The 26,326-nt window shown below is 47.5% G+C and carries 26 protein-coding genes; 12 read left to right on the forward strand and 14 right to left on the reverse strand.

Annotation, left to right across the window (positions count from 1 at the left end):
• Positions 1-177 precede the first annotated feature (177 nt).
• Both ACS5WU_RS09565 and azlC read right to left on the reverse strand, forming a co-directional pair.
• Positions 178-507 (reverse strand): branched-chain amino acid transporter permease, encoded by a 330-nt coding sequence (locus tag ACS5WU_RS09565; protein ID WP_046442728.1) that lies wholly within the window; start codon positions 505-507, stop codon positions 178-180.
• Positions 504-1,214 carry an azaleucine resistance protein AzlC gene (gene azlC, locus ACS5WU_RS09570; protein ID WP_046442729.1) on the reverse strand — a complete coding sequence of 237 codons (711 nt, stop codon included), beginning with the start codon at positions 1,212-1,214 and terminating at the stop codon, positions 504-506. Before azlC ends, ACS5WU_RS09565 begins: the two co-directional genes overlap by 4 nt.
• A 251-nt stretch (positions 1,215-1,465) precedes the next feature.
• Between azlC and ACS5WU_RS09575 the strand changes: the two genes are divergently transcribed.
• Positions 1,466-1,927 carry a DUF6323 family protein gene (locus ACS5WU_RS09575; RefSeq protein ID WP_320607137.1) on the forward strand — a complete coding sequence of 154 codons (462 nt, stop codon included), beginning with the start codon at positions 1,466-1,468 and terminating at the stop codon, positions 1,925-1,927.
• Positions 1,924-2,889 carry a DUF6179 domain-containing protein gene (locus ACS5WU_RS09580; RefSeq protein WP_465089135.1) on the forward strand — a complete coding sequence of 322 codons (966 nt, stop codon included), beginning with the start codon at positions 1,924-1,926 and terminating at the stop codon, positions 2,887-2,889. The genes ACS5WU_RS09575 and ACS5WU_RS09580 overlap by 4 nt, the downstream gene beginning before the upstream one ends.
• A 39-nt stretch (positions 2,890-2,928) precedes the next feature.
• On the opposite strand, the gene ACS5WU_RS09585 is transcribed toward ACS5WU_RS09580, so the two are convergent.
• The 3 genes from ACS5WU_RS09585 to ACS5WU_RS09595 all read right to left on the reverse strand — a co-directional run bounded on the left by ACS5WU_RS09585 (position 2,929) and on the right by ACS5WU_RS09595 (position 4,484).
• Entirely contained in the window at positions 2,929-3,777 is an 849-nt protein-coding gene (locus ACS5WU_RS09585) for an AraC family transcriptional regulator (protein ID WP_465089136.1), read from the reverse strand.
• Between the two features lie 326 nt (positions 3,778-4,103).
• Positions 4,104-4,250 (reverse strand): cyclic lactone autoinducer peptide, encoded by a 147-nt coding sequence (locus tag ACS5WU_RS09590; RefSeq protein ID WP_082103375.1) that lies wholly within the window; start codon positions 4,248-4,250, stop codon positions 4,104-4,106.
• 87 nt (positions 4,251-4,337) lie between these two features.
• A complete protein-coding gene (locus ACS5WU_RS09595; RefSeq protein ID WP_082103376.1) occupies positions 4,338-4,484 on the reverse strand; it encodes a cyclic lactone autoinducer peptide in 147 nt (48 codons plus the stop codon).
• Positions 4,485-5,153: 669 nt separating this feature from the next.
• Between ACS5WU_RS09595 and ACS5WU_RS09600 the strand changes: the two genes are divergently transcribed.
• The 3 genes from ACS5WU_RS09600 to ACS5WU_RS09610 are packed head-to-tail and all read left to right on the forward strand — an operon-like array spanning position 5,154 to position 7,240.
• Positions 5,154-5,969: a sensor histidine kinase gene (locus ACS5WU_RS09600; protein WP_302761376.1), complete on the forward strand. Its 816-nt coding sequence runs from the start codon at positions 5,154-5,156 to the stop codon at positions 5,967-5,969.
• Positions 5,959-6,672 (forward strand): LytR/AlgR family response regulator transcription factor, encoded by a 714-nt coding sequence (locus tag ACS5WU_RS09605; RefSeq protein WP_302761378.1) that lies wholly within the window; start codon positions 5,959-5,961, stop codon positions 6,670-6,672. The genes ACS5WU_RS09600 and ACS5WU_RS09605 overlap by 11 nt, the downstream gene beginning before the upstream one ends.
• A gap of 10 nt (positions 6,673-6,682) precedes the next feature.
• Positions 6,683-7,240, forward strand: a complete 558-nt coding sequence (locus ACS5WU_RS09610) for an accessory gene regulator ArgB-like protein (protein WP_059108836.1) — start codon at positions 6,683-6,685, stop codon at positions 7,238-7,240.
• Here ACS5WU_RS09610 and ACS5WU_RS09615 read toward each other — a convergent pair.
• Positions 7,237-7,374: a hypothetical protein gene (locus tag ACS5WU_RS09615; RefSeq protein ID WP_465089137.1), complete on the reverse strand. Its 138-nt coding sequence runs from the start codon at positions 7,372-7,374 to the stop codon at positions 7,237-7,239. The two genes, ACS5WU_RS09610 and ACS5WU_RS09615, sit on opposite strands and share 4 nt — an antisense overlap.
• A 230-nt stretch (positions 7,375-7,604) precedes the next feature.
• Between ACS5WU_RS09615 and ACS5WU_RS09620 the strand changes: the two genes are divergently transcribed.
• A complete protein-coding gene (locus tag ACS5WU_RS09620) occupies positions 7,605-8,606 on the forward strand; it encodes a 2-dehydro-3-deoxygalactonokinase (RefSeq protein ID WP_059108835.1) in 1,002 nt (333 codons plus the stop codon).
• A gap of 62 nt (positions 8,607-8,668) precedes the next feature.
• Here the strand turns inward: ACS5WU_RS09620 and melA are convergent, their stop codons facing one another.
• The 5 genes from melA to ACS5WU_RS09645 form a co-directional block, all read right to left on the reverse strand.
• Positions 8,669-10,006, reverse strand: a complete 1,338-nt coding sequence (gene melA / locus ACS5WU_RS09625) for an alpha-galactosidase (protein WP_059108858.1) — start codon at positions 10,004-10,006, stop codon at positions 8,669-8,671.
• Between the two features lie 180 nt (positions 10,007-10,186).
• On the reverse strand, positions 10,187-11,254 hold the full coding sequence (locus tag ACS5WU_RS09630; RefSeq protein WP_059108834.1) for a zinc-binding dehydrogenase: 1,068 nt from the start codon (positions 11,252-11,254) through the stop codon (positions 10,187-10,189).
• A gap of 14 nt (positions 11,255-11,268) precedes the next feature.
• Entirely contained in the window at positions 11,269-12,249 is a 981-nt protein-coding gene (locus ACS5WU_RS09635) for an ABC transporter permease (RefSeq protein WP_059108833.1), read from the reverse strand.
• A 1-nt stretch (position 12,250) separates the two neighbouring features.
• Positions 12,251-13,744, reverse strand: a complete 1,494-nt coding sequence (locus tag ACS5WU_RS09640) for a sugar ABC transporter ATP-binding protein (RefSeq protein WP_046442736.1) — start codon at positions 13,742-13,744, stop codon at positions 12,251-12,253.
• A gap of 64 nt (positions 13,745-13,808) precedes the next feature.
• On the reverse strand, positions 13,809-14,957 hold the full coding sequence (locus ACS5WU_RS09645) for a substrate-binding domain-containing protein (RefSeq protein ID WP_320606633.1): 1,149 nt from the start codon (positions 14,955-14,957) through the stop codon (positions 13,809-13,811).
• A 446-nt stretch (positions 14,958-15,403) separates the two neighbouring features.
• On the opposite strand from ACS5WU_RS09645, the gene ACS5WU_RS09650 reads away from it, so the two are divergent.
• The 6 genes from ACS5WU_RS09650 to ACS5WU_RS09675 all read left to right on the forward strand — a co-directional run bounded on the left by ACS5WU_RS09650 (position 15,404) and on the right by ACS5WU_RS09675 (position 23,052).
• Positions 15,404-16,879 (forward strand): ATP-binding cassette domain-containing protein, encoded by a 1,476-nt coding sequence (locus ACS5WU_RS09650; RefSeq protein ID WP_059108831.1) that lies wholly within the window; start codon positions 15,404-15,406, stop codon positions 16,877-16,879.
• Between the two features lie 10 nt (positions 16,880-16,889).
• Complete coding sequence (locus ACS5WU_RS09655; protein WP_302760075.1) at positions 16,890-18,500, forward strand: response regulator transcription factor; 1,611 nt, start codon at positions 16,890-16,892, stop codon at positions 18,498-18,500.
• Positions 18,501-18,541: 41 nt separating this feature from the next.
• Positions 18,542-19,885: a sensor histidine kinase gene (locus tag ACS5WU_RS09660; RefSeq protein WP_465089138.1), complete on the forward strand. Its 1,344-nt coding sequence runs from the start codon at positions 18,542-18,544 to the stop codon at positions 19,883-19,885.
• Positions 19,886-20,163: 278 nt separating this feature from the next.
• On the forward strand, positions 20,164-21,021 hold the full coding sequence (locus tag ACS5WU_RS09665; RefSeq protein ID WP_302760074.1) for a transketolase: 858 nt from the start codon (positions 20,164-20,166) through the stop codon (positions 21,019-21,021).
• On the forward strand, positions 21,021-21,977 hold the full coding sequence (locus ACS5WU_RS09670; protein WP_302760073.1) for a transketolase family protein: 957 nt from the start codon (positions 21,021-21,023) through the stop codon (positions 21,975-21,977). Before ACS5WU_RS09665 ends, ACS5WU_RS09670 begins: the two co-directional genes overlap by 1 nt.
• A gap of 37 nt (positions 21,978-22,014) precedes the next feature.
• On the forward strand, positions 22,015-23,052 hold the full coding sequence (locus ACS5WU_RS09675) for a zinc-dependent alcohol dehydrogenase (RefSeq protein ID WP_046442743.1): 1,038 nt from the start codon (positions 22,015-22,017) through the stop codon (positions 23,050-23,052).
• A gap of 47 nt (positions 23,053-23,099) precedes the next feature.
• Here ACS5WU_RS09675 and ACS5WU_RS09680 read toward each other — a convergent pair whose 3' ends face one another.
• The 3 genes from ACS5WU_RS09680 to ACS5WU_RS09690 form a co-directional block, all read right to left on the reverse strand.
• Positions 23,100-24,110, reverse strand: a complete 1,011-nt coding sequence (locus tag ACS5WU_RS09680) for an alcohol dehydrogenase catalytic domain-containing protein (protein ID WP_302760072.1) — start codon at positions 24,108-24,110, stop codon at positions 23,100-23,102.
• 4 nt (positions 24,111-24,114) lie between these two features.
• Positions 24,115-25,542 (reverse strand): response regulator transcription factor, encoded by a 1,428-nt coding sequence (locus ACS5WU_RS09685; RefSeq protein WP_465089139.1) that lies wholly within the window; start codon positions 25,540-25,542, stop codon positions 24,115-24,117.
• Positions 25,543-25,819: 277 nt separating this feature from the next.
• Complete coding sequence (locus tag ACS5WU_RS09690) at positions 25,820-26,266, reverse strand: RrF2 family transcriptional regulator (protein WP_302760070.1); 447 nt, start codon at positions 26,264-26,266, stop codon at positions 25,820-25,822.
• Between the last annotated feature and the right edge of the window lie 60 nt (positions 26,267-26,326).

The raw sequence follows: 26,326 nt of genomic DNA on the forward strand, positions 1-26,326 counted from the left end.
GCATTATCCCTCATTGGCGCGCAAACAGCACGCTCCTTTATGATTTGATTTTACTTGAAAAGGCACGGATAAGTCAATACATTTTTTCTTTTTAATGCAAAACGAAACGGAAACGAAATTTAATGTTGCCTGTACATCCACAGTCTCCTGCTGCTGCAAAAAGCTTTCCTGTACCGTTTAAACAAATACGGCCTGTACCAAAATCATATACAAAATGGTTCCCGCCGCAATGGATAGCAGCATTTGCCGTTTCCACACATGAAGCCCGACCACCACTGCAATGCAAATTGCTTCAGGAATGCCGTGGTTCCCCGCGAATATACTGACGTCCTTCAGGCAGTATACGACCAATAACCCAAGCACGGCCGCGGGCAATACTTTTCCAAGATACCGGATAAACTTCGGCGTTGGTTTACTCGCGGGAAATACAAGGAAGGGCAGGAACCGGGTAATCAGCGTGCCCAGCACCACCATTCCGATGGTAATGATTTGCTGCGTTACGCTCATGCGCCCTCACCCGCTTTCCCAAGTGGATTTTTAAACACAGTGATTACGGCAAATATTGCGATCATGGAAGGTATGATAAAACTGCTCCCGCCGAATATGAGAAGGCACGCAAGCGACAGCCCCAGCCCGATCAGCGAGCTGTAGTGCTTCTTTTCCTTCAGCCATTGTTCGAGGAAAATAACGACAAAAAGGGCTGTCATTACAAATTCAAGCCCCTTCGTATCAAACGTAATAAACGATCCGAACACGCCGCCAAGCGTTGCGCCCATTACCCAGTATATCTGGTTTAGCAGCGTCACAAAAAACATAAACCATCCTTTGTCAACGCCTACCGGAATATCGGCGGTATAGTTGATCGAAAACGACTCGTCGCACATTCCAAAAATCAGATAGATTTTCTTGCGCCCCGTCCCTTTATACCGGTCCAGCATGGAAATACCGTAAAACAGGTGCCGTGCATTGATCACCAGCGTCAATAGCAGCGCCCGCAATGGATCAAACGCCGCCAATAAAAGCCCTACTGCCACAAATTCAACAGAACCCGCAAAAATTGTCGCGCTCATAATAATTGGATAGATTGGGCTGAAGCCGGATATATTCATATAAATTCCGTATGCAATCCCCAAAAATAAAAATCCCGCAAGAATGGGGATCGTATGAGGGAATGCGGCATAGAATGCTTTTTTAAGGGTACTGTTTCCTGCCATGACCGCCTTTTTCCATAACCGATTTTATTATATTATATCAAACGGAGCGCTTCTTTCAAAGCAGTACATGCTTCACGCATCCCTCTTTTGCCACATCTATCTGCCGCGGGGATTTCGATTTGCATTCTGAAACAAAAAAACGAATGATAAAATTCATCCGCTTTTATGTGTTTATATTACCACAAATCAGCAAAAATTTCAAGTCTGTCAATTCCTGCCGGGACGTGGTATTAAGTATAGGGAGGGTTTTTATGATGAATCATTTGATAAACCTGTCTGATTCTGGCATTGCTCAAAGACTAGCGGTTGAGCAAACGATGAAGTGCAACGATTTCACACAAAAATTCGGTCTTACGCTCACCAAAACCCAGGCGTTTGAGCTTGTGTCGGCTCGTGCGCGCTCGCTGGATTCCTGTGGACGGATTGAGTTTGGCGGAGGCGTTGTTGAAAAGCTGATTTTCGCATTTTGCGATTCGCCATATATTTGTCAGGACAATTACGCGCAAACCATGCACGAGCTGATCGAGTGCTTCTATTTTTATAAAAACGAGACGCTTGACCTGTGCAGCGACGATGAGCTGATCGATTTTATGAAAAAATCCTTTGACAGTGTTTGCCACGGTTCGGTCGAGCTGCTGCGGGACCGCGAGCTTGAAAAAATGGCCGTCGCCCTGCGGTACGGCCTTCCCATGCAAAACGAGGAATCCAAATGAAAGAGATGGCAAGCTCACCGTCCCTCAATCCCTGCAATCTTGACGGCGAATTTTACGTCCAATCCCTTCTTGCAGAAGGCTGCAGAACCCGTATGCTCCCAGAGGCGGATGTATCCATATTCCAAAACAGGTGCGTCGAATTCCTCGCGCAAAAAAGCAAGCTGTATACCAGTGGCGACAGCAGCAGTATCAAAATAGAATTGGCACAGAATATTTTAGAATCTATCCTGTACACGATTGGCGTACCTTTAAAAGCAAAAGAGCCTTCTTCTGCAATCGCGCTGCTGAAATCCAGCAGTATTCATGAGCTATACAGTGCAGGACGCAAAAAAATCGAAATAAAGCGCAGGACGGCAAAGCACCTTCATACGCTCGTTCTCAAAACTCTTGTCAGAACGGCAAACGAAACTTATACCTCCACCCTGGTAGACGGCATCAAGGGATTCTTTCAGCTTTACGACGCCGACTACAGCGCTCATGAAATCCACATTACCGCCGATTATCTACTCAGCAATCCCGTCACTCATCTTGCCGGTATTGAATTTATTGTCGAATACCTGAGGCGCGCACTTTACGAAAATGAATTTTGCAGCTGTTTTGATCCTCAGCCTATCCACCGCGCCATGACCGCCTTCCACGCAGGCTATCAGCACCTCGTGATCAATCTCTTTGACCAGGTGCTTGCTTCTTCCCTTGGTTGTATTCTTACAGATACAGACCTTTACGGACTTCTTGTTCCGAGGAGCAAGGTAATAAAATTACAGTCCGGATGGCTGCTCAAAAGCAGGGAAGAAATCGATACACTCCTGCTTGACGCATGTGGAATATTATTTACGGAGTTTGGACTGTCTGATGAATCTCTGGCCGGCTATATCAAAAAAAGCCTGTTACATGTTAGCTCATCTGTGTTTTTCGCAATAGAAACGCTCACCCTGGATAAGATTTTTGTTTGTTCCGGGTGAGCGCTGTTGCTTTTATAAACGCGAACCAAATGTTCCCGGTTATTTTTTTACCACCGGAACCCACATTTCGTATTTTGCGTTTTGCGGATCAGCGTTCAAATAGACCTCGATATCCGGCGCGTCTGCGTATTCGTAACCGGATCCCGGCAGCCACTCTGTCACAATACGCTGCTCAAGCTCCTGTATGGAAAGGTTTGTTCCACTGCCGGTAAATATTGCCCATGTGGAGGCAGGAACCGTGTATTCCTCTAACGTATCGTCAATTTCTTTTGTACTGGAAACCGCAATAAAGTATTTCCATTCCTCTTCTGCGTTGCATGCGCTCACTCCCAGCAATCCCATCGGCTCCGAATCCATCATTGCCGCAAGTTTGCCGATTGTCCCGTCTTCTGAGGCTTTTTTCCACATCTGCGGCACAATGGCAAAATTTTTCTCAATCTCCTTTTCGAGCGGATGGGAAATCCCTATGATGCGAAACGCTCCCTTGTTCTCAATCCTGTAATTCATTTCCGCAGCTCCTTTGACTGTAATTTTAAAGCTGATTGGAGGAAACGCACGCAGGGAAACCCCCTCTTCCCTCACGCGTGAGGGCGCGACTCCATGAACGCTTTGGAATGCACGATTAAACGCCGTTGGCGAGGCATAGCCATATTTGTATGCCACATCGATGATCTTTTTTGCACCGCCCTGCAAATCTTCCGCCGCAAGAGACATCCGTCTGCGGCGGATATATTCGGAAAGCGATACATCAGCCATATATGCAAACATCCGCTGGAAATGATAGGTCGAGCAGCAGGCCACCTGTGCCAGCCGTTCGTAATCAATTTCCTCTGTAATGTGCTTTTCGATATAATCCATCGCCTGGTTTAACCGCTCAATCCATTCCATCGTATCAGCTCCTTCATTTCCCAGTATATCCTTATTTTCAAACGTTCTCCTCTCTTTTCCTGCACAAATCAGAGAGGCTACCCGGCTGCTCAGTCAAGTATAACATCGCCGGCATACGGCGCCAACCACAAAAGTCCGCAATGATGAAATGCAGGGCGTATTTTACGCAAAAAAATAACGGCCTTACGCCGCAATATATTTGCCTGAACATCCGTGTGCAGAGCCATCGCTATTTTTGCTCCTCCCCATAATAAAAAACTATTTCCATTAAGGCCAGACAAACCAGTAGGGGGTGTCGCCCGGCCTTATAGGAAATAGAAACTGAATTACTTTTTAAGTTTTTGCGGCATTTTGGGTTCATACCAAGGTCCTTGACATGCAAGCGCCGAGAACGCATCCGCAACCTTCAAAAGAGACTTTTCGGTGATTTTGGTAATGGCTTTTTTTACGTTTGATTCATTCATCTTTTTCATTTTGTTCTCCTTATTTAGCAGGATATCGCCTCTTCGTTAAATTGAAACAGGGGATATTATCCGGCCCTGCTAAAAATAGAAACTATATTATTTTTTGAGCTTTTGCGGCACTTTGGGTTCATACCAAGGTCCACAGCAAGCAAGCGCTGAGAAAGCATCCGCAACCTTTAAAAGAGATTTTTCCGTCATTTTTGTAATAGCTTTTTTTACGTTTGACTCGTTCATCTTTTTCATTTCTGTTCTCCTTTACTAAGGGAATATGCTCCCCAATTTAAATATAAAATATCATATATTTTCATCTTTGTGTGAAAATATGAATGAAACCATCATTTTAATGAATGAAAAGTTTTCTGTTTCAATGGTTTCAGTATATAATAGAAAAGGATCGCAATGAATTTATGGGGGTAAAGCATGGTTATTCTTTGGGGAATATGGGAAATATTTGTCAATGTCATCGAATACTATTTTCTTTTCTTTTTGTTGTCCAAGCGACTCTCCTATTCCAGTTCCAGAAAATATCAAATTTATATTGTATTGTTTTGCCTGGTTGCCTTACAAAGTATCATGAATTTATTCGAAGTTGATTACCAAATCACGATGATAGTAATGTCCTCGCTGAAAGTTTTTTATGCTCTGTTATTCAAAGGGAACATAGGCGCCCGTCTCTTTTGGGGTGTTATTGGTTCCTTTGTAGCAATTGCTGCTAATTTGCTGATCTCTTTGATTCTTACATGGATGTCAGGTATCAATATCAGCGATACCCTGTTACCCTCAGAGTCTCGCTTTGGAACTACTATTCTATATTGCATGATTATTATTACAATCAATTGGATACTATCCCGGATACGGGTTAGCCAACACATCAGTTTGCCTTTTTATTTCCAGATATTTATTGTAGCCATCATGATTTTAGGTATTTTTGCATCCGGCGAAGCAATCGCATTTTCCATCGGCTCTAACCGTTCCTCGCAGGAGCGGATTGTTCTGACGGTAATCAGCGCCGCCATCCTTGCCATGATTGTTTCCATTATTTTCCTGTTTGAAAAAATCGGCGAAACATTATGGGAAAAATCCCGGCTGGAGCGGGCCCATTTAGAGGATGAAAACAACAAACGAACCGAAGCAATGGTGCGGGCGTGGCGGCACGATTTCCATAATTACCTTGAGGTAATGCAGATTTATATCGAAAATAAGGATTTTGACCAGCTAAAGAAATATGTCGGTGAAGTGAAGAAGGATTTTCAATCGATTCTATCGCTTGTGGCCACTGGAAATCCTGCAGTCGACGCAATTATTTCCAGTAAAATGCTTATTGCAAGCGAGAAAAACGTTCAGGTCCGTTTGAATGCCCAAAAAATACTGCGCCTTCCCATCAGCGAAACCAAGCTGTGCGTAGTGCTTGGAAATCTTTTGGACAATGCAATCGAGGCCTGCAGCAAAATCCCTGATCCGGAAAAACGGCATATCAAAATTGATATTTATCCCCAACGTGGTATGCTCATGATCCATATTGTCAATCAGTCGTCCGGCGGCTACAAAATGAAGGACGGCCAGCTTATTTCCACCAAACCGGAGGGCAGTCATGGCTACGGCCTTAAGCGCGTCAGGCAAATTGTAAATGATGCGGATGGAATCTACAATATTTCATATACTGACGACCAATTCGAGGTTACATTATTTTTTTCCATAAAGGAGGCGGCCGATAGCAATGAAAATTAAAATTGCGATTATAGAGGACGAACAGGCTTTTGTCGATAGTCTTGGCAGGCTCCTGCGGCAATGGTCGGAAACATATAAATATCTGATCGATATCAAAAGCTATGCTACAGGCGAAGCCTTTTTACTCGCATGGGAAGCTTCTGAAATTTTCGATGTTATTTTTGTTGACATCATGCTTCCCAACTCTGTAAACGGAATGGACCTTGCAAAATATATCCGCGAAAAAAATCCGCAGGTTCCTATTATTTTTGCAACCAGCGTAAGGGAAAATATAGGGGATGGCTATCGCGTCAGCGCTATGCAATATTTGGTCAAACCCGCTATGTATTCGGATATCGAAGAGTGTATGAATAAAATATCAGTTGATTTATCACGCAAGAAAAGCTCGATCTATTGTTTCCGCAAGAGTAAAAACAGTATCTCCCGAATCCAGTATCATGATATCCTTTATTTTTCAAGCTCCTTGCAATATACTGAGATCCATACCATTTATGGAGTTGAGAAACAACTGGAGCGCTTAAAAAATATCGAAACTTCTTTGCCTGATGAATTTATACGCTGCCACAGGTCGATTATCGTAAATATCGAAGCCGTTCATTCTATTTCCCCGGTCTCGATTACTCTGCCTGATTTTACAACGATTCCCATAAGCAAAACATATTTTAACGCAGTCAAAAACAAATATCTGGCATATTTTGGATAGGAAGGTTACCATGGAAAAATTTGCAAACAAATTCGCCGAATGGCTGGTTTCCAAAGGCGCGGATGAAGAAAACAAAGAAATATTTGCGTATAGTATGGAGTGCCTGCTCAATACTGTTCTCACGTTTGGTATCATTTTGATCGTCGGAGCTATATTGGGGCGGCTGCCGATTACGCTGGTCTGGATCGTTTTCTTTTTGCCGCTTCGCCACGCTTCCGGCGGACTTCACGCGCCAAACCACATTGGCTGTTTAATCCTTTCCCTTTCCGTTGGAATCGGCTGTATGTTACTGAACCCTTTCCTTGTGGGGTTTGACTGGTTCATCGCAGCAGGTGTCGCAGGAAGTATTATCATCATTTTCCTGTTTGCCCCTGTCATCCACGCCAACCATCCCTTATCAGAGCAGCGCATCCTGCACATGAAAAAAACGGCCCGGACGATCATTCTGGTTGAAAGCTGCCTTGTGGCCTTTCTGTTCTTTTTTACACCCGCGCAGTTTGCCACAGCTGCGGTACTCGGTATCCTTTCAGCAACGATATCGACTTTGATTGGCCATATTACGAATTAGTATCCGGGCCGTTCCTTCACGACCTGCTCCTTCAGGCGCAAAAACGTCTGAACCGCTGCGCTCAGCTTCGTATTTTTTTCACGCTTGCGGCTTTTGTTCAGATACCCGGCAGAAACATACGATAAATTTTCCAATCAAATTTTAGGGCAGATAAAATCCCATGGGTTTTATTAAGCAGCCTGCCGCGCATCAAAATTCATTTTCCGCAAAAATATCCTTTTCACCCGCTCTTGAAATGTGTATAATAAAAACAAGCAGGCGTTGGCGTATCATTCTGATATGACACGCGTCCAGACCTTCCCTTCCCGCCGTAATGTAATCATTTTTTGTTTCAGTTGCGGCTATTCTATCAAGGAGTATCAAAATGAATTATATTTATATTAACTGCGGTACAACTACCTCAAGGGGCTATCTGGTAAGGGACGGCAAACCGTCCGGTTACGTTTCAAAGGTCGTGGGCACCAAGGATTCCTCCCTTTCGGGCGGTAACGATATCCTGCTTGCCGGCCTGCGCGAAATTTACGACGTCCTCATCGACCGCAACGGCCTTTTTGAACGCGATATTGAAAGCGTATGGATTTCCGGCATGGCCACAAGCCCGTTTGGAATCACGGAGATCCCCCATATGACGATGCCGGTAAACGCACAAAAGATGTACGACGAATCCGTCACGTTTTATGAGGAAAGCTATTTTGACCGCGAGCTCAGGCTGCTGCGCGGCGTAAAAAACGTTCCTGACGGCACGGTGGTCGATCTGGAAAATATCGAATACATCAGCAGCATTCGCGGTGAAGAAATCGATATTGTCGGGCTTCTTTCCAGCAATTATACGCCTGAAGGGCCGTTTGTCGTAGTCGCGCCAAGCTCCCACACCCAGTTTTGTTATGTGAAAGACGGAGCGCTTACCGACATCCTTTCCTCTTTTACCGGCGAGCTGCGCTATGCGCTCTCACGCGATACCATGCTGTATGGCGAGCAGGAGCACGGCGACGTTGCAATGACGGAGCAATTTGTGCGTAAGGGCTGTGAATACCTGCGTAAATACGGTTTTTGCCGTGCGGTTCAAATCGTGCACGGCGCAAACACCTTTGGCATCCTTTCCAAGGCTGAACGCACACAGATTTTAAACGGGATTATCACCGGTTCCGTAACAGACCTTCTTGCCCAGCATATCAGTAAAAAATGGACTGATGTGGAGGAAATCGTGATATTCGGCGGCAAGCCGTATATTGAGGCTTATCAAATCCTGTTAAAGGATACGCTTCCTTCCATGCCCGTAAGGCTCATTACAGATATCAACGGAAACAGCTTTGCGCTGAGCGGCTTCTTGGAACTTCTCAAAATCGAGGAAAATAAAACGCATTAATCAAATATCAAAAAACATCCCTGAGGACAGGGATGTTTTTTTGTGTTCCAGGCTTATCCCGGTTATTTCATGTAGGCAATATATTCCTCATTCGCGGCCATAAGCTCATCCACCATTGCATGAATCTGGTCGAGCGTCAGCTTTGCCGCCGTAAATGGATCGAGCTTTACTGCCTCATAGATATATTTCCTGTCTTTTGTGACGACCGCGTCCGCCATCAGCTTATGAACGTTTACATTTGTCAGGTTAAGGGCTGCAAGCGCGTCCGGCAACGCTCCCGCATAGCAGGTATGGATGCCTTCGGTGTCCGTATAGCACGGCACCTCTACAACGCAATCGTTTGGCAGGTTTGTGATAAGCCCGGTATTTTTCACATTCAGGTTCGCGCGGAACGGCTTTCCTGTATAATACGCGTGAATGATCTCAGGTGCATATTCAAAGGTTTTCTCCATCGGTATCTCTGCACCCCTGCCCAGCATTCCTTTCAGCTCTTCAAAATACTCGTCCGCCGCTTCCTCATGGGCAAGCCACCAGCGGTCGTCAATGCGCAGACGCTTAATCTCCTCTTCGTTTTTCCTGAAATAAGGAAGATATTCCGACAGGTGCAGCGGAGACTCCGACACAAAATACCCAAAATGCCTCATAACGTCAAACCGCACGAAATCGTAAAGCGTTACTCCATAAGATTTATAATCCTGTTCGTATTGCGCAAGGCATTCAATTTGCTCATAGGTTTTTGAAATCTCTCGCAGCGCGGGATAAGCGTCCTTGCCGTCCACCTTGAATTCCAAAAACCAGTCCATATGGTTAATGCCCGCCGCCCAGTAGGATATGCGCGACATATCCTTAATGCGCAGATAATCCGCAAGCTGTGTCGCCGTGCTTTGCACATTATGGCAGAATCCGAAAATTTTAATGCTTGTGGTACGGCTGAGCGCGAGGCACAGCGGCGCCATCGGATTTGTATAATTGAAGAAATACGCGTCCGGGCACAGTTCCTCCATGTCCTTGCAAATTGCGTAAATCTGCGGATACGCACGCAAAAAGCGGAACATGCCTCCCGGCCCGATGGTATCGCCGATCACCTGGTCAAGCCCGTATCGATCCGGAATTTCAAGGTCTTTACGATACTGCCCGGGGCCTCCGACGTTGATCGTGTTGATTACAAAATCAGCGTCCGCAAGCACTTCCCGGCGTTCGCTCGCCGCCTCAACCGTCACTTCTTTCCCGGCCTGGCGGCAAAGCTGAATTGCAACCTGCTTCATCACCTCAAGCTTTTCCGTATTGAGGTCAACCAGTGATATATTGTCGATTTGCATATCGTCAAACAGCATTAAATCCCCAATGAGCTTTTTTGCAAACATCGCGCTGCCCGCGCCGATCACAACGATTTTCTTCATATTTCCCTCCCTTATTCTTTTGTAAAAACAGATGATTGTTTCCAATAGAAATTCTTTCCTCTATCATAACACCCCTGTTTTTTATTTGGAAGGCTTTTACCCAAAAATGCCCTGAAAGAGTCCGCCGCTCTTATCAGGGCTTTTTGGTATCATCCTATAGAGTCCTTGTGAAGAAAACGATTATGGCTGTAAAACAACCTTGATTGCATTCGGATCTTTTTCCGCCGTTTCAAACGCTTCCTTCCAGTCATCAAGCTTGTAGATATGCGTCACGACTCCGTCCGTGCGTATTGTGCCGTCGGCAATGCCCTTGATCACCGCGTCATAGCAATGGCCGCTCAAATGCGATCCCCTGACGTCTATTTCCTTGGTATCCCCAATGATATTCCAGTCTATTGTGATATCTGTGGGGAAAACGCCAAACTGCACATACCGTCCCAGATTCCGTATCATTTCAAGCCCCTGCCGCACGCTCGGCTCGCTGCCGGACGCTTCGATATACACGTCGCAGCCATAGCCGTCCGTCAGCTTTTGGATTTCTTTTATCACATCCGTCTCAAGTGGGTTGAATACATAATCCGCGCCAAATTCCTTTGCCTTTTCAAGCCTGCTCTTTTTTAGATCAAGCCCTATGATCAGCTTTGGCGCGAGCTTTTTTGCCGCGTTTATCATGCCAAGGCCAATCGCCCCGAGCCCGCTGATAACAAGCACGTCCTCATGCGTGATTCCGCCCCGTTCCACGGCGTGCATCGCACATGCAAACGGCTCGACAAGTGCAGCCTGCTGAATTGTAAAATCATCCGGCAGCGGATGCAGCACGCTTTTTTCCGCATATTTCATATATTCCGCAAATCCCCCCTGCGCGTCATCCTTAAAGCCGTAAATATGGTGGGGCTGGCACATCCAATAGTTTCCCTCGCGGCAAAATTTACACTCGCCGCACGGCAGGATCTGCTCCGCAAGAAGAAGCTGCCCTTTTTTGATTCCCTGAACATTTTTCCCAAAATCCACAACCTCGCCATAAAATTCATGCCCGCCAGTTGCAGGGACTTCGATATAAGCTGTTTCAGGGGATGTGCCCCATACGCGCTGCCCTCCATGCAAGGTTTTTACATCCCCGGCGCAGATACCGCATCCACGGATTTTTACCAGAATTTCGTTGTCGCTGATTTGTGGAACGTCTATTTCTTCCACCCTGTAATCATACGGCGCATACACACGCAGCGCCTTCATCTTTTTGTCCATCATAAAACCTCCCTTTTTTAAACGCCCTGGTTTTTCCTGTTTGACGTTGCGACCTGTAGCAGCACGGATGCAATGATTATAAAGCCCTTGATCACATCCTGCGGATAGGACGGCACTGCCAGCAGGTTCATAATATTTCCGATCAATGCCAGAATCAGTACGCCGACCAGCGTTTTTACCGCCGAGCCCTCGCCGCCGGACAGGCTCGCCCCGCCAATAACACACGCTGCGATTGCGTCAAGCTCAAAGCCTTCCCCCACGACCGGAGAACCCATCGCAGTCCTTGATGCCGTCAATATTCCCGCGACCGCCGCGCAAATCCCTGAAATTATATATACGGACGCTTTATACGATTTCACGCGGATGCCCGCCAGTGTCACAGCTGTTTCATTGCTGCCGATTGCCACCACAAGGCGCCCGAACGACGTATATTTGAGCAGGAACCAGAACAATACGACTGCTATGATCCCAATCAGCACCAGTGTGGGCAGCCCGCCGAACACCATGCCGGTTCCCAGCGCTTCGATGGTTCCCGCCGGTATTTTAATCGGCGTTCCGTTTGACACCATAAACGCGACACCCCTTGCAATGGTCATCACCGCCAGCGTCACGATAAACGGCGCCATCTTGACCTTTGCCACCAGAAACCCCGCAAAAGCCCCAAGCCCCGCGCCCACAAGTATGGTGATTGCCACCGCGCCCGGCGTACCGACATTAAATTTGTTCAGGAAAAGCGCCACGATCACGCCGCCAAGGGCCATCACCGAGCCTACGGAAAGATCGATCCCGCCTGTCAGGATCACAAGCAGCATTCCCATTGAGATCACAGTAAGCGCTGCGTATTGCCTGCCAATGTTGATAATATTATTCACCGTAAAAAAATCCGGCGATATGCTGATACAGATGATGATAAGCACCGCCAGCATAATATAAGTATTGTATTTTACGATAAATTTGGAAAAACTCTTTTTGAAACCCGTATTCAGTTCTTTTTCCATCTCACCTGACCCCCATTGATAGTTTGATCAAATTATTTTCTGTCATCTCATTTTTTTCAAGCTCCCCGACGATTTTTCCCTGCCGCATGATCATAACGCGGTCGCACATATTGATGATCTCTTCCATTTCGGAAGAAATCATAATGATCGCCATTCCCGACTCGGCAAGCTTATTGATGTTCTTATAAATTTCCGCTTTTGCGCCTACATCCACCCCGCGCGTCGGTTCGTCGAGTATCATACACTGGCAGTCCGCGGCCAGCCATTTTGCAAGCGCGATCTTCTGCTGGTTGCCTCCGGAAAGGCTGGAGACGTTATCCTCCACGGAGGCATATTTCGTGGCAAGCTCCGCCAATATTTTTTTGGAGAATTCCTTATCCTTTTTATGCTTTATAATTCCCATCTTGCTCACCCGCCCAAGCGAGGTAAGCGTTGTATTCACACGGATGGACTGCTCGATCAGCACTCCCTGGTTTTTCCGGTCCTCCGGCACAAGCCCGATCTTCCTGCCGACTGCGTCTACGGGCGATTTCAGCAGCACCTCTTTTCCCTGGTATACGACCTGCCCGCTTTCCATTTTGTCCGCTCCAAAAATCGCACGCATCGTCTCTGTCCTGCCCGCGCCCACAAGTCCGCTGAAGCCAAGAACCTCCCCGCGCCGCACAGAAAACGATACGTCGTCCACCATCCTGCCCGCGCAGATGTGCTTTGCCTCAAGCAGCGTTTCACCGATTGTTGCGTTTCGTTCCGGGAACAATGTCGAAAGCTCCCTTCCGACCATCAGGTTGATCAGTGACTTTTTATCGGTGTCCTTTATATTCAATTCCTTTACCAGCATTCCGTCCTTTAATACGGTCACTGCGTCGCACAGTTCAAAAATTTCATCGAGCCGGTGGGAAATATATACGATTCCAATCCCCTGGGCCCGCAACGAACGCAGGAGCCCAAACAGTTTTTCAATTTCGCTGAAGGTGAGTACTGCCGTCGGTTCGTCCAGCACCAGTATTTTTTCGTTTTTTGCCAGTGATTTGCAGATTTCCACAATTTGCTGGTAAGCCACCGGCAGGTCTGCAACGGGCATACCCGCGTCGATATCGCCAAATCCCAGCTTATCCAGAAGCTCTCCCGCCTGTTTTTTCAAATTTCGCCAGTCGATCACCGGTTTTTTCCCTGAAAGCCTGTCAATAAAAATGTTTTCCGCCACCGTAAGATGCGGCGCAAGCATAAACTCCTGATAAATAACGGCTACGCCAAGATCCTTGCTCACTTTGGGAGATGTTATGTTGCACGCCTGCCCGTCGATGCGGATCGTCCCGCTGTCCATCTGTACCGCTCCGGATAATATTTTCATCAGTGTCGATTTTCCTGCCCCGTTTTCCCCTACAAGCGCGTGTATTTCGCCCGGCTTCACACGGAACGAAGCGTTTTTCAAGGCGTATACGCCGCCAAACGTCTTTGTGATCCCTTCCATCTCGACCTTATAAACGCTTTGCAAGATTTTGCCCTCCTCTGTTTATTTTTTGCAGGCGGCCCCAAAGGACCGCCTGCGGTTTTGCTTCTTAGAATAAGGAATCCGGATCGTAGAACTGGTCGACATTTTCCGGGTTGACACAATTTGCATCTGTAAAGATCTCCGCTTCGAAAGAATAGGGATCTTTTCCATCGTCAATGATCTGCGAAGCGATATTCATTGCCTGCTCCGCAACCTTCACCGGGTTGTTTTCGCCTGTGGCTTTGTAGGCCGTCCCTTCCTTGATCATTTCATACGCTTCCTTTTGACCGTCTGCGGATGCAAAAATCGCAACGGAATCAAGCTTATTGGCATTCTCAAGCGCCGTCATCGCGCCAATCAGCATATTGTCGTTTTCTCCAAATACTGCGTTGATGTTGGGGTTTGCAACCAACAGGTCTTCCATCGCCGGAAGTCCTCCGTCTGCCGTCCAGTTTCCCCAGCCCTGTCCGACAATTTCAAGCTTTGCCTCTTCGTCGCTCGCTTTGCCGTTATCCGTAAGCTGCTGCTCAAATTCAAGCGCCCTGTTCCACGCGTCCTCCGGACTCAGGCCCAGCCTTGCTTCAAAAATGCCCGCATAAATGCCCGCGCGCCTGATCAATCCGGTCGGATGGCCTTTCGTACCGCTGATCTGTGCTGCCGTAATCTGCTTGTCTCCAAAATATTTTGCGGCGTATTTTCCTACCTCGATACCGTTGTTTTGATTGTCGGAGCTAATTGATGTTGCGGCTCCCGCACTCGGATCAATGCCGCTGTCCACGACAATCGTAGGGATTCCCGCTTCTTTCCCCGCCATTACTGCCGGAGCGCAGGAAAGCGTATCGATTGCATCCAAAAATACGATATCCATGTTCTGCGAGTTAAATGTCTCGATATTCTTTGTCTCTTCCGTGATATCGTTTTTTGCATCGAGTACAGTTACTTCCCAGCCTTTTTCTTTGCACAGGTTTTCGAGGGTTTCTGCCAATGCAATAAAGTACGGGTTATCGAGCGTCTTCATTGCAACGCCCACCTTAACCGTCTTTCCGGTCTCTTCGCCGGTGGTCGAGGCTTCCGGCTCAACGGACGCAGCCTCAGACGCCTGCGCGGACGTTTGTGCGCCGGATGAGGCGGACTCTGCCGCCGGCGCGCCGCAGCCTGCGAGCGTTACGCTCATCAGTGCGAACAAAACCACCAATACAATCGCAATCTTCTTCATTTTGTTTCCTCCTGAAATATGTTTATTTTATTCTGTATCATACAGAAATCGATATCCAAAATAGCAATCCGTTTTTGATTTCAAACTTTTAATCTGTAAAACGCATTTGTTTTGCTGCCGGAGTGAAGAAATGATGATAGTATTATGGTATTCGATAAAATTCCCGAAAAAAAGGCGCCTGAAGTCAGAATTCAGGGTAATAGTTCCATATCTTTTGCCGCCTGCCTCCTTATTTTGATTCAAAGGCGGACAAAATTCCGCAAAATATTTATAAAATCAGGATTTATTCCCCCCTATATGGAATTTGTCTCCCTACTGCTCCAATGTCTGGTCAAGGTATAATTTTCTTAACAGATTTGATACGCTGTTTATTTTCAAACGCCCTGCTTTTTAAGGGGTGCGCGCCTTCTTGACGCAATGTTTCAGTTACCGGAAAGGAAAACCTGTTGAGAAAAGAACTTTTGCGTGCCGACGCAATTTGTAAAAGCATCCACCAAAAATCTATCCTGAGCCATGTGACCTTCCACATTTTCGAAGGGGAAACCTTTGTCGTTCTGGGTGCGAGCGGCGCAGGAAAAAGCTGCCTTGCACAAATACTTGGAGGCATATGGCATATGGATTCCGGACAAATTTTTTTTCAGGGCAGGCCCGTCTGTTTCCACTCGCCGGAGGATGCGCAGGCCCTTGGCGTCCACATTGTGCAGAAACACGGCAAAATCGTGGATGCGTTATCGATTTCCGAAAATATTTTTTTGCTCAGGCAGCAGCAATTCATGATTCCACGCCAGCAAAATTCTGAACAGACAAAGCGGCTCGAACACATGGTCGGCCTTTACCGTTCTCCCGATACGCCCGCCGCAGACCTGAGCGGCCCTGAAAAATCGCTCGTTGAGCTTGCAGGCGCCCTCAGCGCCGATCCATGCCTGCTGATCCTGGATGAGGCAACTCTTGGCTATTCCGACATAACCAGGCAAAAAATGAATCATGTGATTTCCCTGCTCAAACAAAAAAAATCATCTGTCCTCTATGCTACGGACAGCATCAGGGACGCACTCAGCATTGCGGACCGTATCCTCGTCCTGAGGGACGGAGTCGCCGCAGGAATTTTTGACACAAACGAAAAAAAGCCGGACGAGCATACGCTCATTGCTGCCATGGCAGGCAAAGACAGCATCCGTCTTCCACAGGAGCATAAGATTAAAAAACATCCTGTCTTCGAGGTGCAAAACCTTTGCAGCAGTCTTATTGCAAATGTCAATTTTGTGGTCAACGAAGGCGAAACACTTGGAATTATCGGTCCCGCAGGCGGCAACAAAACAGTTTTGCTCGAGCTGTTGTATGGTTTTCTCAGGAAAAAAAGCGGCAGTATGCTGCTCGATGGGGTTCCAATACAAATCCGTCACCCTGCGGATGCTAAAAAATACGGCATTGGATATTTCACATCAGACCGCTCTCATTCAAGCCTCGTCTCCGAGCTTACCGTGCTTGAAAACATTTCGCTGTGCGCTGCAAAAAAGCTTGGGCAATTCGGTTTTTTGAAGCCCCACATCGAGAAGCATTACGCCAAAGAGCTTTTGGAAAAAATGAGTATTCCGCTTAGCTGCCTTCAAAAGCCCGTTGGGCAGCTAAGCAGCAGTATCCAGCAAAAGGTACAGCTCATACAGTGTATGGTCCACCATCCTCGTATTCTTCTGATGTATGAGCCAATCAACGATATCGACCTGCAAACAAAGCAATTCTTTCGGCGCTTCATCAAAAAGCTTGCCGCCGACGGCGTAAGCATTGTGATCGCCACCTACAACATGGAGGAAGCGCAGGATTTGTGCGACCGTTTCATCATTATTTACGACGGGCAGATCAAAGGCGAGCTTTCCAAAAAAGAAGCACTGCAAAGCAGTATGATTGCCCTCATGCAAAAATAGGAGGAAGAACATGATTAGGACTATGATCGTAGACGACGAAGTATGGGTATGCAAGCTTATCTGCAATATTATTAAATGGGAGGATTTTGGATATACGGTCGTAAAACAGGCCTATAACGGAAACGACGCGCTCCAGGCAATTAAGGATCTGAAACCGGACCTCGTTTTTACAGACATCCGTATGCCGGGGCTTGACGGCCTCGAGTTGATCAAGGAAACCAAAGCCTGTGGACTTACGACAAAATTTGTGATCATCAGCGGCTACAGCGATTTTGGCTACGCCAAAACCGCGATTGATTCCGGCGTGCTCGGTTATCTGCTCAAGCCGGTGGAGCCGGAGGACCTTTCCGTGCTTCTGGAAAAACTGAAAACAGAGCTGGCGGCAGACCATCCCTCCAACCAAAAGCAGATGCTGGATGAACAACTGAAAAAGAGCCGGCGGCAATACCGCGAGCAATTTATGTATAATTACCTGATTACCAGCCCCAAGCTTGCGCCGGGGTTCTCTCTCGGTCAATTCAACGAAGAATTTGGAAGTGCCTTTGAAAGCGGCAATTTTCAGGTTTTCCAGATTATTCTGGATCAGAAGGGAACTTCATCCTCTGATCTCAACCACATTGTGCTGCAAAGCATTACAGAGCAATGGTACGAGCACATGAAGCCCATATGCTTTGACGCATGCGTCATACGAACCAATATGTCCGTTATTTGCATTACAAATTACGCGTCCGCCATGGAAAAACAGATTCGCATGCTTGCCGAAGAGGTTTTTCACTTTTGCTGCGAACGCGTTCCCCACATTGCCCGTTACCAGGTAACCCTTGGCATAGGAGATATCGTTTCCTCCTTCCGGGAGCTTCCGCATTCCTTTTTATCCGCACAAAACGCAATAAGGGCAAGGATTTCCCTTGGAACCGGGCAAATCATAGACCTGTCGGAATCCAACAGCGAGCCGCTTTGCGCGTCGGAGATATTTACAGAACGAAGCCGTGGCCTGCTGACGCGCTTTTTAAACCACGCCCAGTCCCACAGCGCCCAGGAAACCGTAGAGGAAATCTTTGCGGAGCTAAGCCGCAATAATGTTCATAATCATCCTGGCACCGTCTTCCAGCTTGCGCAGCTTTTTCTTGACGCGCTGTACTCCTGCCTTGCAAATATCAATATCGATTACGGCAGGAACCATCCGAAAAAGATTGCCGAACAGGAAATCGAATCCATGCACTCCATTGCACAGCTCAAGCAATATCTCGCAGACCTTCTGGGCAGCGCAGCCATGCAAAACAGCCCGGGCCGCGGAAAAAACACGTCTGTCGTTGAAATTATGAAAGCCTATATTGACGAGCATTATAAGGAAGATATCAGCCTCAAAGATCTTGCCGCGCGTGTGTACCTCAATCCCAAATATGTGTGCGAGCTTTTCAAAAAAGAAACCGGAGTCAACTTCACAGATTACCTTTCCTTCAAGCGAATGGAAAAAGCAAAGCTGTTCCTGCTCGATCCGCGTTATCGCGTTGCGGATATTTGCGGGCTGGTAGGATATAACGACACAAAATATTTCAGCAAGCTGTTTAAAAGGATGATCGGCGTCACTCCATCACAATTCAGAAAACTGCACTGTTAGAAAGGCATCTTATGGTTTCCATGTTTTCCCGTTTCAAAAAAATGCTCTTCAAAAATTCACGTACTTTTCGCGTCCACAAAATAGGCGCGAGCCTGATTGCCCTTTTTTCAATCTGTATTGCCGCGCTTATCATTTTCCCGGTGATCTATACCACGGTTTTTTTTAAACTGCAAACCCGCCAGGAAGAGGCAATGCGTGATTATGAGGCCAATCTTGCCTTTGGTACGATGGAATTGTTTTTATTGCATCCGGATACCTATGAGCTCGCGCCCCTGCAGGATTCCTCAGCCGTGTTTGCCATCCGCGACGAGCAGGGAAAGCTTGTCTATTCCACTGGCCCCACACCGGAGTCCGTCTTAACCTCCTCTTCCTTCAGCCTTAGCGGAGTATCAGATACGGACGGTTACACCGCCTATTATCAAAGGCTTTCAAACGGCTATACCGTTTATTGTGTTTATCCTCCAAAAAGCGAAGAAAGTCCCCTTCTGTTATGGGCGAGCTTCCTTTACCTCGTTCTTTTTGCCATCATTATTTTTGTCATCAAAAAGAAAATATATGATCCGATTACCAAAGTCGAAAACGTATTGCACGGCGTTGTAAAAGGCGAAACCGACCTGCAGTTTGACCATCTGAAAAAGTCCGATCCCTTCTCCCCCATGTTTTCCGACCTCAATATGCTTTTTGACAATATGAAAACGCTTATGCTGCGCGAATCAAACGCACAGCTTGTAAAAAAGCAGGCCGAACTGGACGCCCTGCAAAGCCAGATCAATCCGCATTTTTTATATAATACGCTCGAATCGATCCGCGGGCAGGCGATTGAATACGGAATGAAGGATATCGAGATCATGACACGTTCCCTCTCCAAGCTGTTCCGTTACAGCATCAGCAATCACAACACCCTCGTTTCTTTGAGAGAAGAGCTCGATAATGTGGATAATTACCTTTACATCCAACACCTGCGCTTCAACAACAAATTTGAAAAAGCGGATCACGTTGATGAAGATGCCCTTTTATGCCAGGTTCCAAAGCTTATTATCCAGCCAATCGTTGAAAACGCGATTTACCACGGCCTTGAAATGAAAATCGGACGGGGCCTCATTACAATCAGCGCCTACATCACCGAATCCCTTCTTATTATCAATATACAGGACGACGGGCTGGGCATTCAGGAGGGTAAACTCAAAGAGCTGAACGCCGTACTCGCCGAAGGGCATACGCAGATTACCTCTTCAAAAAAAGGCGCTTCTGTGGGCCTTTGTAATGTAAACGCCAGAATCAAACTGATGTTTGGCAAAAACTATGGAATCAATCTTTACAGCACGGAAGGCGTGGGTACGGACGTACAGCTCACCCTTCCGCGTATCGACGCTTCCAAACCATAATAACGAAAACTCCGTAAAATAATCCACATAATGTTTTATTTGATATTTTTTTAACTATTCACATTTAAAAATCCACATGCTTTTTTCGTAATACGTAAATCTATCTCATTGTTGCGGGATTTTACGCTTGCTACAATGTAGCTGCATTCAAAATTTCTTATTGTACCCCAAAATCACACGAATGGCTTGTTTCCTTTCCGGCACGAAAGCATAAATCTTGCCGGATCGCCGTATCCGGCAGGCGAAGCAAAAGAAACCGGATAGAAACGGAGGGTTTTATGGCAGACAAAAAACTGGTAAAAAAGCTGGATAAGGACGCGCTGGAAATCCGGCTGAAGCTCTTAAAATTATGTGAACAGACTCTGATCCATGTGGGAGGGGATCTGTCAGTCGCGGATCTGATGACTGTAATCTGGCAATATGCCATCCGCTATGACATTAAAAACCCCCATTGGGAGGAACGGGACCGTTTTATCCTTTCCAAGGGGCATGCTTCTGCGGCAACGTCCTTTTGCCAGGCAATGAAGGGATGTTATACCTACGATGAAATCTACAGGGAGTATTGCACCGACAACGGACGTTTTGCCATGCACTCATGCAATCTGCTCAATCCTTACGTGGATGTTTCCACAGGTTCGCTTGGCCATGGGCTTCCGGTGGCAACCGGTATCGCGCAGGGCCTGCGCCTCAAGGGGAATTTGCAAAGCAGGGTTTATGTTGTGATGGGCGACGGCGAGTTGAACGAAGGAACCATGTGGGAGGCCGTTGCGGTCGCGCGCCAATATAAGCTTGGAAATATTGTCGGGTTTGTTGACTGCAACCATATGTCGTTTGACGGCAGATCCAAAGACGTTCTTGATATGGGGAATCTTGCTGATAAATTCCGCTTATATGGCTGGCATGCCATCGAAGCAGACGGTCACGATATCGGTGCGCTTATAGACGTGCTCGACGAGCTTCCCGGTCCGGAAAGCAAAGTCCCGGTTGTGATCGTAGCGGACACCATCAAGGGGCGGGGCGTAGGTTTTATGGAAAATTCCGCAGCGTGGCACGCCGGAAAAATCGATTGTGAAAGCAGAAAAAAAGCGGAACAGGAGCTTATTGCGGCTTTTGAACAGAAATGGGGTGGGCAATAATGTCAGAAAAAGCATATACCTATTACGACCTGATGGCGGCAAGAGATATTGCAGGCGATACCATGACAAGGCTTGGAGCTGAAAATGATAAAATCGTAGCAATCAATGCTGATTTGATGCGTTCGTCCAGAATGCAGGGCTTTGCAGCCGCATATCCGGAAAGGACATTTAACGTGGGTATCGCTGAACAGGAAATGGTCAGCTTTTCAGCAGGCATGGCAAAGGAGGGCTTTCTGCCTTACTGCTTCACGTTTGGAGCTTTTATGTCTATGAGGGCGTGCGAACAAATCAGGACAGACGTGTGTTATAACGGCCTGCCTGTAAGGTTTCTTGGTAATAATGCAGGCTACAGTGCAGGCACAATGGGCGCGACGCACTGTGCGCTGGAAGATGTAGGCATCATGTGCTCAATCGGCAATATGACAGTCGTTGAGCCCGGCGATCCATTGCAGATCGCTAAGATACTCGAAGCCTCGCTCACATGGGAAGGGCCGATCTACATCCGTATGGGCCGGGAATCGCAAACGGCAATCTATGACAGGGATTATAAATACGAGATCGGCAAGGCAATCACTGTGATGGATGGCGGCGACGGCGCCTTTATCTGCAGCGGAAGCATTGTTCACCTTGCGCTGGACGCCGCAAAAAAGCTGAAGGCCGATCTTAGCGTGGATATCCGTGTAATAGATATGCACACAATCAAGCCCATCGATAAGGCAGTGGTTGCTTCGGCGGCAAAAACAGGCCGCATCGTTTGCGCGCAGGACGGAAATATCCAAAACGGTCTCGGCTATCAGGTAGCGGCCGTACTAATGGAGTCAGGCTTGTGCTGCAAATTCAAAATGCTCGGCTGCCCCGATCACTTTGTCCCAATCGCAACGACGGAATACCTGTATGGCAAAAATGGCTACGATGTTCAAGGCCTTTATGACAACATGAAACAGCTTTTGCAGTAAAATCCAAAGGAATCAAAAGGATATTGGAGGTAAAAATATGAAAGTATTGGCAATGACAAAGCGCGGAATACCCGCGGAGCATAAATACGGAACGCTGGAGCTGCTCGACTGGGAGGTGCCGAAGGTTGGCGATGAAGACGTTTTGATCAAAATCGCTTATTCCGCGATCTGCGGCTCTGATCCCCATATTCTGGCCGGCCTATTGGAAAGCGCGCTCCCCACCGGCATGGGGCATGAGATGTCAGGCTATGTGGCCGCACTCGGATCAAAGGCCACCAAGCGCGGTCTCAAAGCAGGCGACAAGGTAACCGGAAATTTTGTACGTTTTTGCGGCACCTGCTTTTTTTGCAGGAATGGGCAGGAAAACCTTTGTCCTGTACTTCTTGACGGCTGGAACGCATGCCAGGCGGAGTACGTCCTCTGGCATGAATCGCAGGTTTATAAAATTCCCCAAAACGTAGACCTTATGGACGCCTGCCTGACCGAACCAAGCGCGATTGCCCTGCGTATGGTGGAAAAATCTGAAATTCGCATCGGAAACCGCGTCGCCGTAATCGGCGGGGGCGGAATCGGCCAGCTTGTTTCACAAATCGCAAGGATTTCAGGCGCATCGTCTGTCACGCTTGTGGAGCCCGTTGCAGAAAAGCGTGCGCTTGCAGAATCCGTGGGCATCGACCACACACTTGATCCTGTCCACGATGATCTGCTTGCGGCAACGCAGGAAATTACGGAAGGCCGCGGTTTTGACAATATTGTAGAAACCTCCGGTAACCCCCGGGCATGCGAACAGGCGCTTGCCATGACAGCCGCAGGTGGGCATATCGTGTATCCCGCCATGTATGCAGCCGATTATAATCTTCCGCTGAACCTGTACAGGGAATGCTACCTCAGCGAAAAAACGATTCACGGCTGCCTGATGTCTCCTTACAGCTTCCCGCGCACTGTCCAGATGCTTCCGCGGCTGCAGCTGCGCCCGCTTATCCAGCGTGTCCATACACTGGATGAGTACCAGCAGGCTTATGACGATGCAATTTCGGGCAAATATATTAAGATCGTTTTTGACTGCACCAAATAACCAGCTTCTTAAAAAGCGGCAGGGTTAATGCCCCGCCGCTTTTGTGCTTACGCCATTTTAATCAATATCTTGATATTCTTTTGCGAGAGATGCGCACAAAACGCATCACGAATCTCTTCAAGCGGATATACCCGGCTGATCAACGGCTTTAAATCAAGCGTCCGCATGACGCTCGCAGCGGCTTCCAGCATATAGGGCGCGAGAAAAAACGGCCTCAATACCGCTTCCTTCATATACAGCTCCATCAGGCTCAAATCATTCGTCGTTGTCAGGTCATACATATAGGAGTACAGGATCGTTCCCCTCCTTGCCAAAATCTGTGCGGCGCAAGGCAAAAGATCCGGGTTTCTTGACATTTCATAAACCATATCATATCCATATTGCAAAGTGTAATCCATTGCATTCGCAGCGATTTGTGCGGGCTCCGCCGGCACCACATGATCTGCCCCCAGCCTGAGTGCGAGCCTGCCTTTTTCCGTGTCATTCTCCGCAATATCCACCAATACCGCTCCCTGTTTTTTTGCAAGCTGCAGCATGATCAGCGACATAGTATTCACACCGAATATCATTACCTTGGGCGCAGAGGAATTTTGACGGTAAAGACTGTTGTAAAGGCAATAGGTGACCGGGTCCAGAAGCGCGCCGCCCTCAAGTGAAACTTCATCAGGCAGCCTGCATAGCTGCTTTTGGTGCAGCAGGGCATAATCTGCAAAGACAGACGTGCATTTAATATTCATACAATGGTTTTCCATTCCGCCTTTACAATAATGGCAGGTCCCGCAAAACAGCCACGCCTGCCCGCTTACGCGGTCCCCTTCGCAAAAACCGTTTTTTCGGGCGTTTTCACCAAGCGCCTCCACCGTGCCGGAAAACTCGTGTCCCGCGATTGCGGATGGCAAGGGCCAGTTTACCGTATCCATGGTGTAAAGCGGAATATCATCATCACAAATTCCCGCATATGCAATCCTGACCAATACATCGTCCGGCCCGCTGACCTGCGGCTTTTCCGCCGTAATGATTTCGATCTTCCTTGGCGCAGCATAGCGAACAATCCTCATATCCTCACTCCCTTTCACCCAATACGCTTTTTCTATATTCTGTGGGCGTCATACCCGTATGTTTTTTAAACATACGGCTGAAATACCTCTGGTCCCTGATCCCCACCATTTCCGCAACCGCCCCGACTGTCTCCCCGCTTTCCCGCAGGAGATATTTTGCATTCCTGATACGCACCCTTGTTAAGAAATCAATATAGCTGACATGAAGTTCCCTTTGGAACAGGAAACTCAGATAGGTGGGCGCAATCCCGACCTGCCCGGCTGTTTTTGCAAGCGAAACATCCTGTGAATAATGGGCTGCTATATAAAGCGCAGCATCAATGACAACGCCAGCCCATCTTTGCTCATTCCCATCAAGCGACGCAGCCAGTGAACAAAAACGCTTTGCAGCACAGGAGGCCTCCTCCTGAAGCGTGGCATGCGCTTCTATTGCAGGACTCTCTTTTCCCATACTGAAAAGCGTGAAAATGTCCTCCAGCTTTTGACGCAGCATATCGCGTTTTTCCATATCCAGGCTGTTTTTGAGTGCCAAGTACAGATCATTTACACACGCTTCCACCGCTTTTTCATCCCCCACTGCCAGACCCCTTGTCAGGCGGCGCAGCCCAAGGTCAATCGTATCCGCCGATAAGCCCTGCGCATGCTTTTTGAAATAAGCGCTGTCTGCCAATATTCCCTCGATTCCAAAATAAATACAGTTTTGCAGCAAGGCTTGCGTTTCCTGAAACGCCACGGGAAGTTCTTCCACATTTGAGGCAAACCCACAGCAGCAAACAAACCTCTTATGCCATTTTTCACGCAACAACCGTTCCAGTTCCATTGCGTCGTCACTTTCCGATATGATGCAGAGCTTCCGGCCTTCTGGCAAAAGGACAGCCCTCGGCCCGTAAAAACGTTCCAGAATGTCCGCCACGCAGCCCGCTTCTGCCGGGTTTTCGCAGCCAACCATAAGGACGGCGAATCCTTCCCACTGGTCAAAAAGGGTTTCAAGTGCTGACCAGCCCGACAGCCCGGGCCGTCCGTGCAACAGCGTTTGAATTTCCTCCAAAGGTTTTGCGGATTTCACGCTGTTTTTTGTTTTATCGCCATTTTCAAGCGATGCGCACGCCTTCAAAAGCAAGCTGCTCAATTCGGCTTCTGTAAGGCATGCCGACTTTAAAATTGCGTCCGCACCTGCCGGGCAGCCTGCAATCATTTCCTTCTCATCATAGAGTATAACAAACAGCTCCTTCGCCTGTTTGCGCATAAGCGCGATAAACTGTCCAAGCTCTACAAGCGGCGATCTTACGTCCAGAATCACGATCTCAGGCTCCAGGCTCATCAGCCGCCGCAATCCTAAAGCCGCATGATATTCAATTACCGGCTTCCGGAATCCAAACGCTTCCCAATCCACCAGTTTTTTGATGCGTTCACCAGTTGCATAATCGCTCATCATGAACAAAACGGAATGCTGCAAGGTAACCCTCTTCCTTATCTCAATTTAGTTTGCTGTCCCGAAAAAATGAAGTGATTTCTACTGTTTTTATTATAACATTTTTTGCAGGATTGTGAAATTTTTTCCTTTCTGAAGATATTTTTCCCGGTTATCCGGTTTTTCATCTACAGATAGCTGGTTAAGCCCATCTCCAGATTTTCGGCTCTATAAAAGGAAAAACAGCTGTATTATATATAATAATACAGCTGTTTTTTATCTGTTTTGACACAAAAACCTATTCTTTTCCCCGCGTCGCGCTTTCATTTTTTCTACCGCTGAAAATTTTCCTGTCAATTTGTTCAATCGTAATGTGCGAAAGTCTCTCCCTGCACAAATGGTCGAGCCCTCCGTAAATTTCATCCATCACATCCGCCATTCCCGATGCAATCAGGCACTCAAGGTCCATGCTCCCCGATCTCCATGTTGCGGAAACAATCTTTACCTCCAGTGCATTGCAAATATCCCGCAGGGTGACGCTGCCCGGATCGAGATCAAAGGAATACCCGCCGTCGATCCCTTCTTTGGTTTTCACGAGGCCCGCCTTTTTCAATCTTGCCATTACTTTCCTGATTCTGGCAGGATGGGTGCAAACATTTTTTGCAAGCTCTTCACTGCTCTTGCTCTCCTTTTTATGATTGAGAAATACAAGCGCATGCACCGCAATGGTAAATTCACTTGTCATATTCATCCTCTCCCGTTGCTTTTTCTACTGTAATCATAATTGTTTCGTTTCAAAAATACA

It is taken from the genome of Christensenella sp. KGMB01412, assembly GCF_055522415.1.

Excerpts from the sequence above, each read along its gene's own strand:
- ACS5WU_RS09685 (WP_465089139.1), bottom strand. The coding sequence starts at position 25,542 with ATGAGCGATTATGCAACTGGTGAACGCATCAAAAAACTGGTGGATTGG.
- ACS5WU_RS09590 (WP_082103375.1), bottom strand. The coding sequence starts at position 4,250 with ATGAAAAAGATGAATGAATCAAACGTAAAAAAAGCCATTACCAAAATC.
- ACS5WU_RS09675 (WP_046442743.1), top strand. The coding sequence starts at position 22,015 with ATGAAAGTATTGGCAATGACAAAGCGCGGAATACCCGCGGAGCATAAA.
- ACS5WU_RS09600 (WP_302761376.1), top strand. The coding sequence starts at position 5,154 with ATGATTTTAGGTATTTTTGCATCCGGCGAAGCAATCGCATTTTCCATC.
- azlC (WP_046442729.1), bottom strand. The coding sequence starts at position 1,214 with ATGGCAGGAAACAGTACCCTTAAAAAAGCATTCTATGCCGCATTCCCT.
- ACS5WU_RS09670 (WP_302760073.1), top strand. The coding sequence starts at position 21,021 with ATGTCAGAAAAAGCATATACCTATTACGACCTGATGGCGGCAAGAGAT.
- ACS5WU_RS09620 (WP_059108835.1), top strand. The coding sequence starts at position 7,605 with ATGAATTATATTTATATTAACTGCGGTACAACTACCTCAAGGGGCTAT.
- ACS5WU_RS09660 (WP_465089138.1), top strand. The coding sequence starts at position 18,542 with ATGCTCTTCAAAAATTCACGTACTTTTCGCGTCCACAAAATAGGCGCG.
- ACS5WU_RS09595 (WP_082103376.1), bottom strand. The coding sequence starts at position 4,484 with ATGAAAAAGATGAACGAGTCAAACGTAAAAAAAGCTATTACAAAAATG.
- ACS5WU_RS09655 (WP_302760075.1), top strand. The coding sequence starts at position 16,890 with ATGATTAGGACTATGATCGTAGACGACGAAGTATGGGTATGCAAGCTT.
- ACS5WU_RS09630 (WP_059108834.1), bottom strand. The coding sequence starts at position 11,254 with ATGATGGACAAAAAGATGAAGGCGCTGCGTGTGTATGCGCCGTATGAT.
- ACS5WU_RS09635 (WP_059108833.1), bottom strand. The coding sequence starts at position 12,249 with ATGGAAAAAGAACTGAATACGGGTTTCAAAAAGAGTTTTTCCAAATTT.
- ACS5WU_RS09605 (WP_302761378.1), top strand. The coding sequence starts at position 5,959 with ATGAAAATTAAAATTGCGATTATAGAGGACGAACAGGCTTTTGTCGAT.
- ACS5WU_RS09585 (WP_465089136.1), bottom strand. The coding sequence starts at position 3,777 with ATGGAATGGATTGAGCGGTTAAACCAGGCGATGGATTATATCGAAAAG.
- ACS5WU_RS09680 (WP_302760072.1), bottom strand. The coding sequence starts at position 24,110 with ATGAGGATTGTTCGCTATGCTGCGCCAAGGAAGATCGAAATCATTACG.
- ACS5WU_RS09610 (WP_059108836.1), top strand. The coding sequence starts at position 6,683 with ATGGAAAAATTTGCAAACAAATTCGCCGAATGGCTGGTTTCCAAAGGC.
- ACS5WU_RS09580 (WP_465089135.1), top strand. The coding sequence starts at position 1,924 with ATGAAAGAGATGGCAAGCTCACCGTCCCTCAATCCCTGCAATCTTGAC.
- ACS5WU_RS09645 (WP_320606633.1), bottom strand. The coding sequence starts at position 14,957 with ATGAAGAAGATTGCGATTGTATTGGTGGTTTTGTTCGCACTGATGAGC.
- ACS5WU_RS09665 (WP_302760074.1), top strand. The coding sequence starts at position 20,164 with ATGGCAGACAAAAAACTGGTAAAAAAGCTGGATAAGGACGCGCTGGAA.
- ACS5WU_RS09690 (WP_302760070.1), bottom strand. The coding sequence starts at position 26,266 with ATGACAAGTGAATTTACCATTGCGGTGCATGCGCTTGTATTTCTCAAT.
- ACS5WU_RS09565 (WP_046442728.1), bottom strand. The coding sequence starts at position 507 with ATGAGCGTAACGCAGCAAATCATTACCATCGGAATGGTGGTGCTGGGC.
- ACS5WU_RS09575 (WP_320607137.1), top strand. The coding sequence starts at position 1,466 with ATGATGAATCATTTGATAAACCTGTCTGATTCTGGCATTGCTCAAAGA.
- melA (WP_059108858.1), bottom strand. The coding sequence starts at position 10,006 with ATGAAGAAAATCGTTGTGATCGGCGCGGGCAGCGCGATGTTTGCAAAA.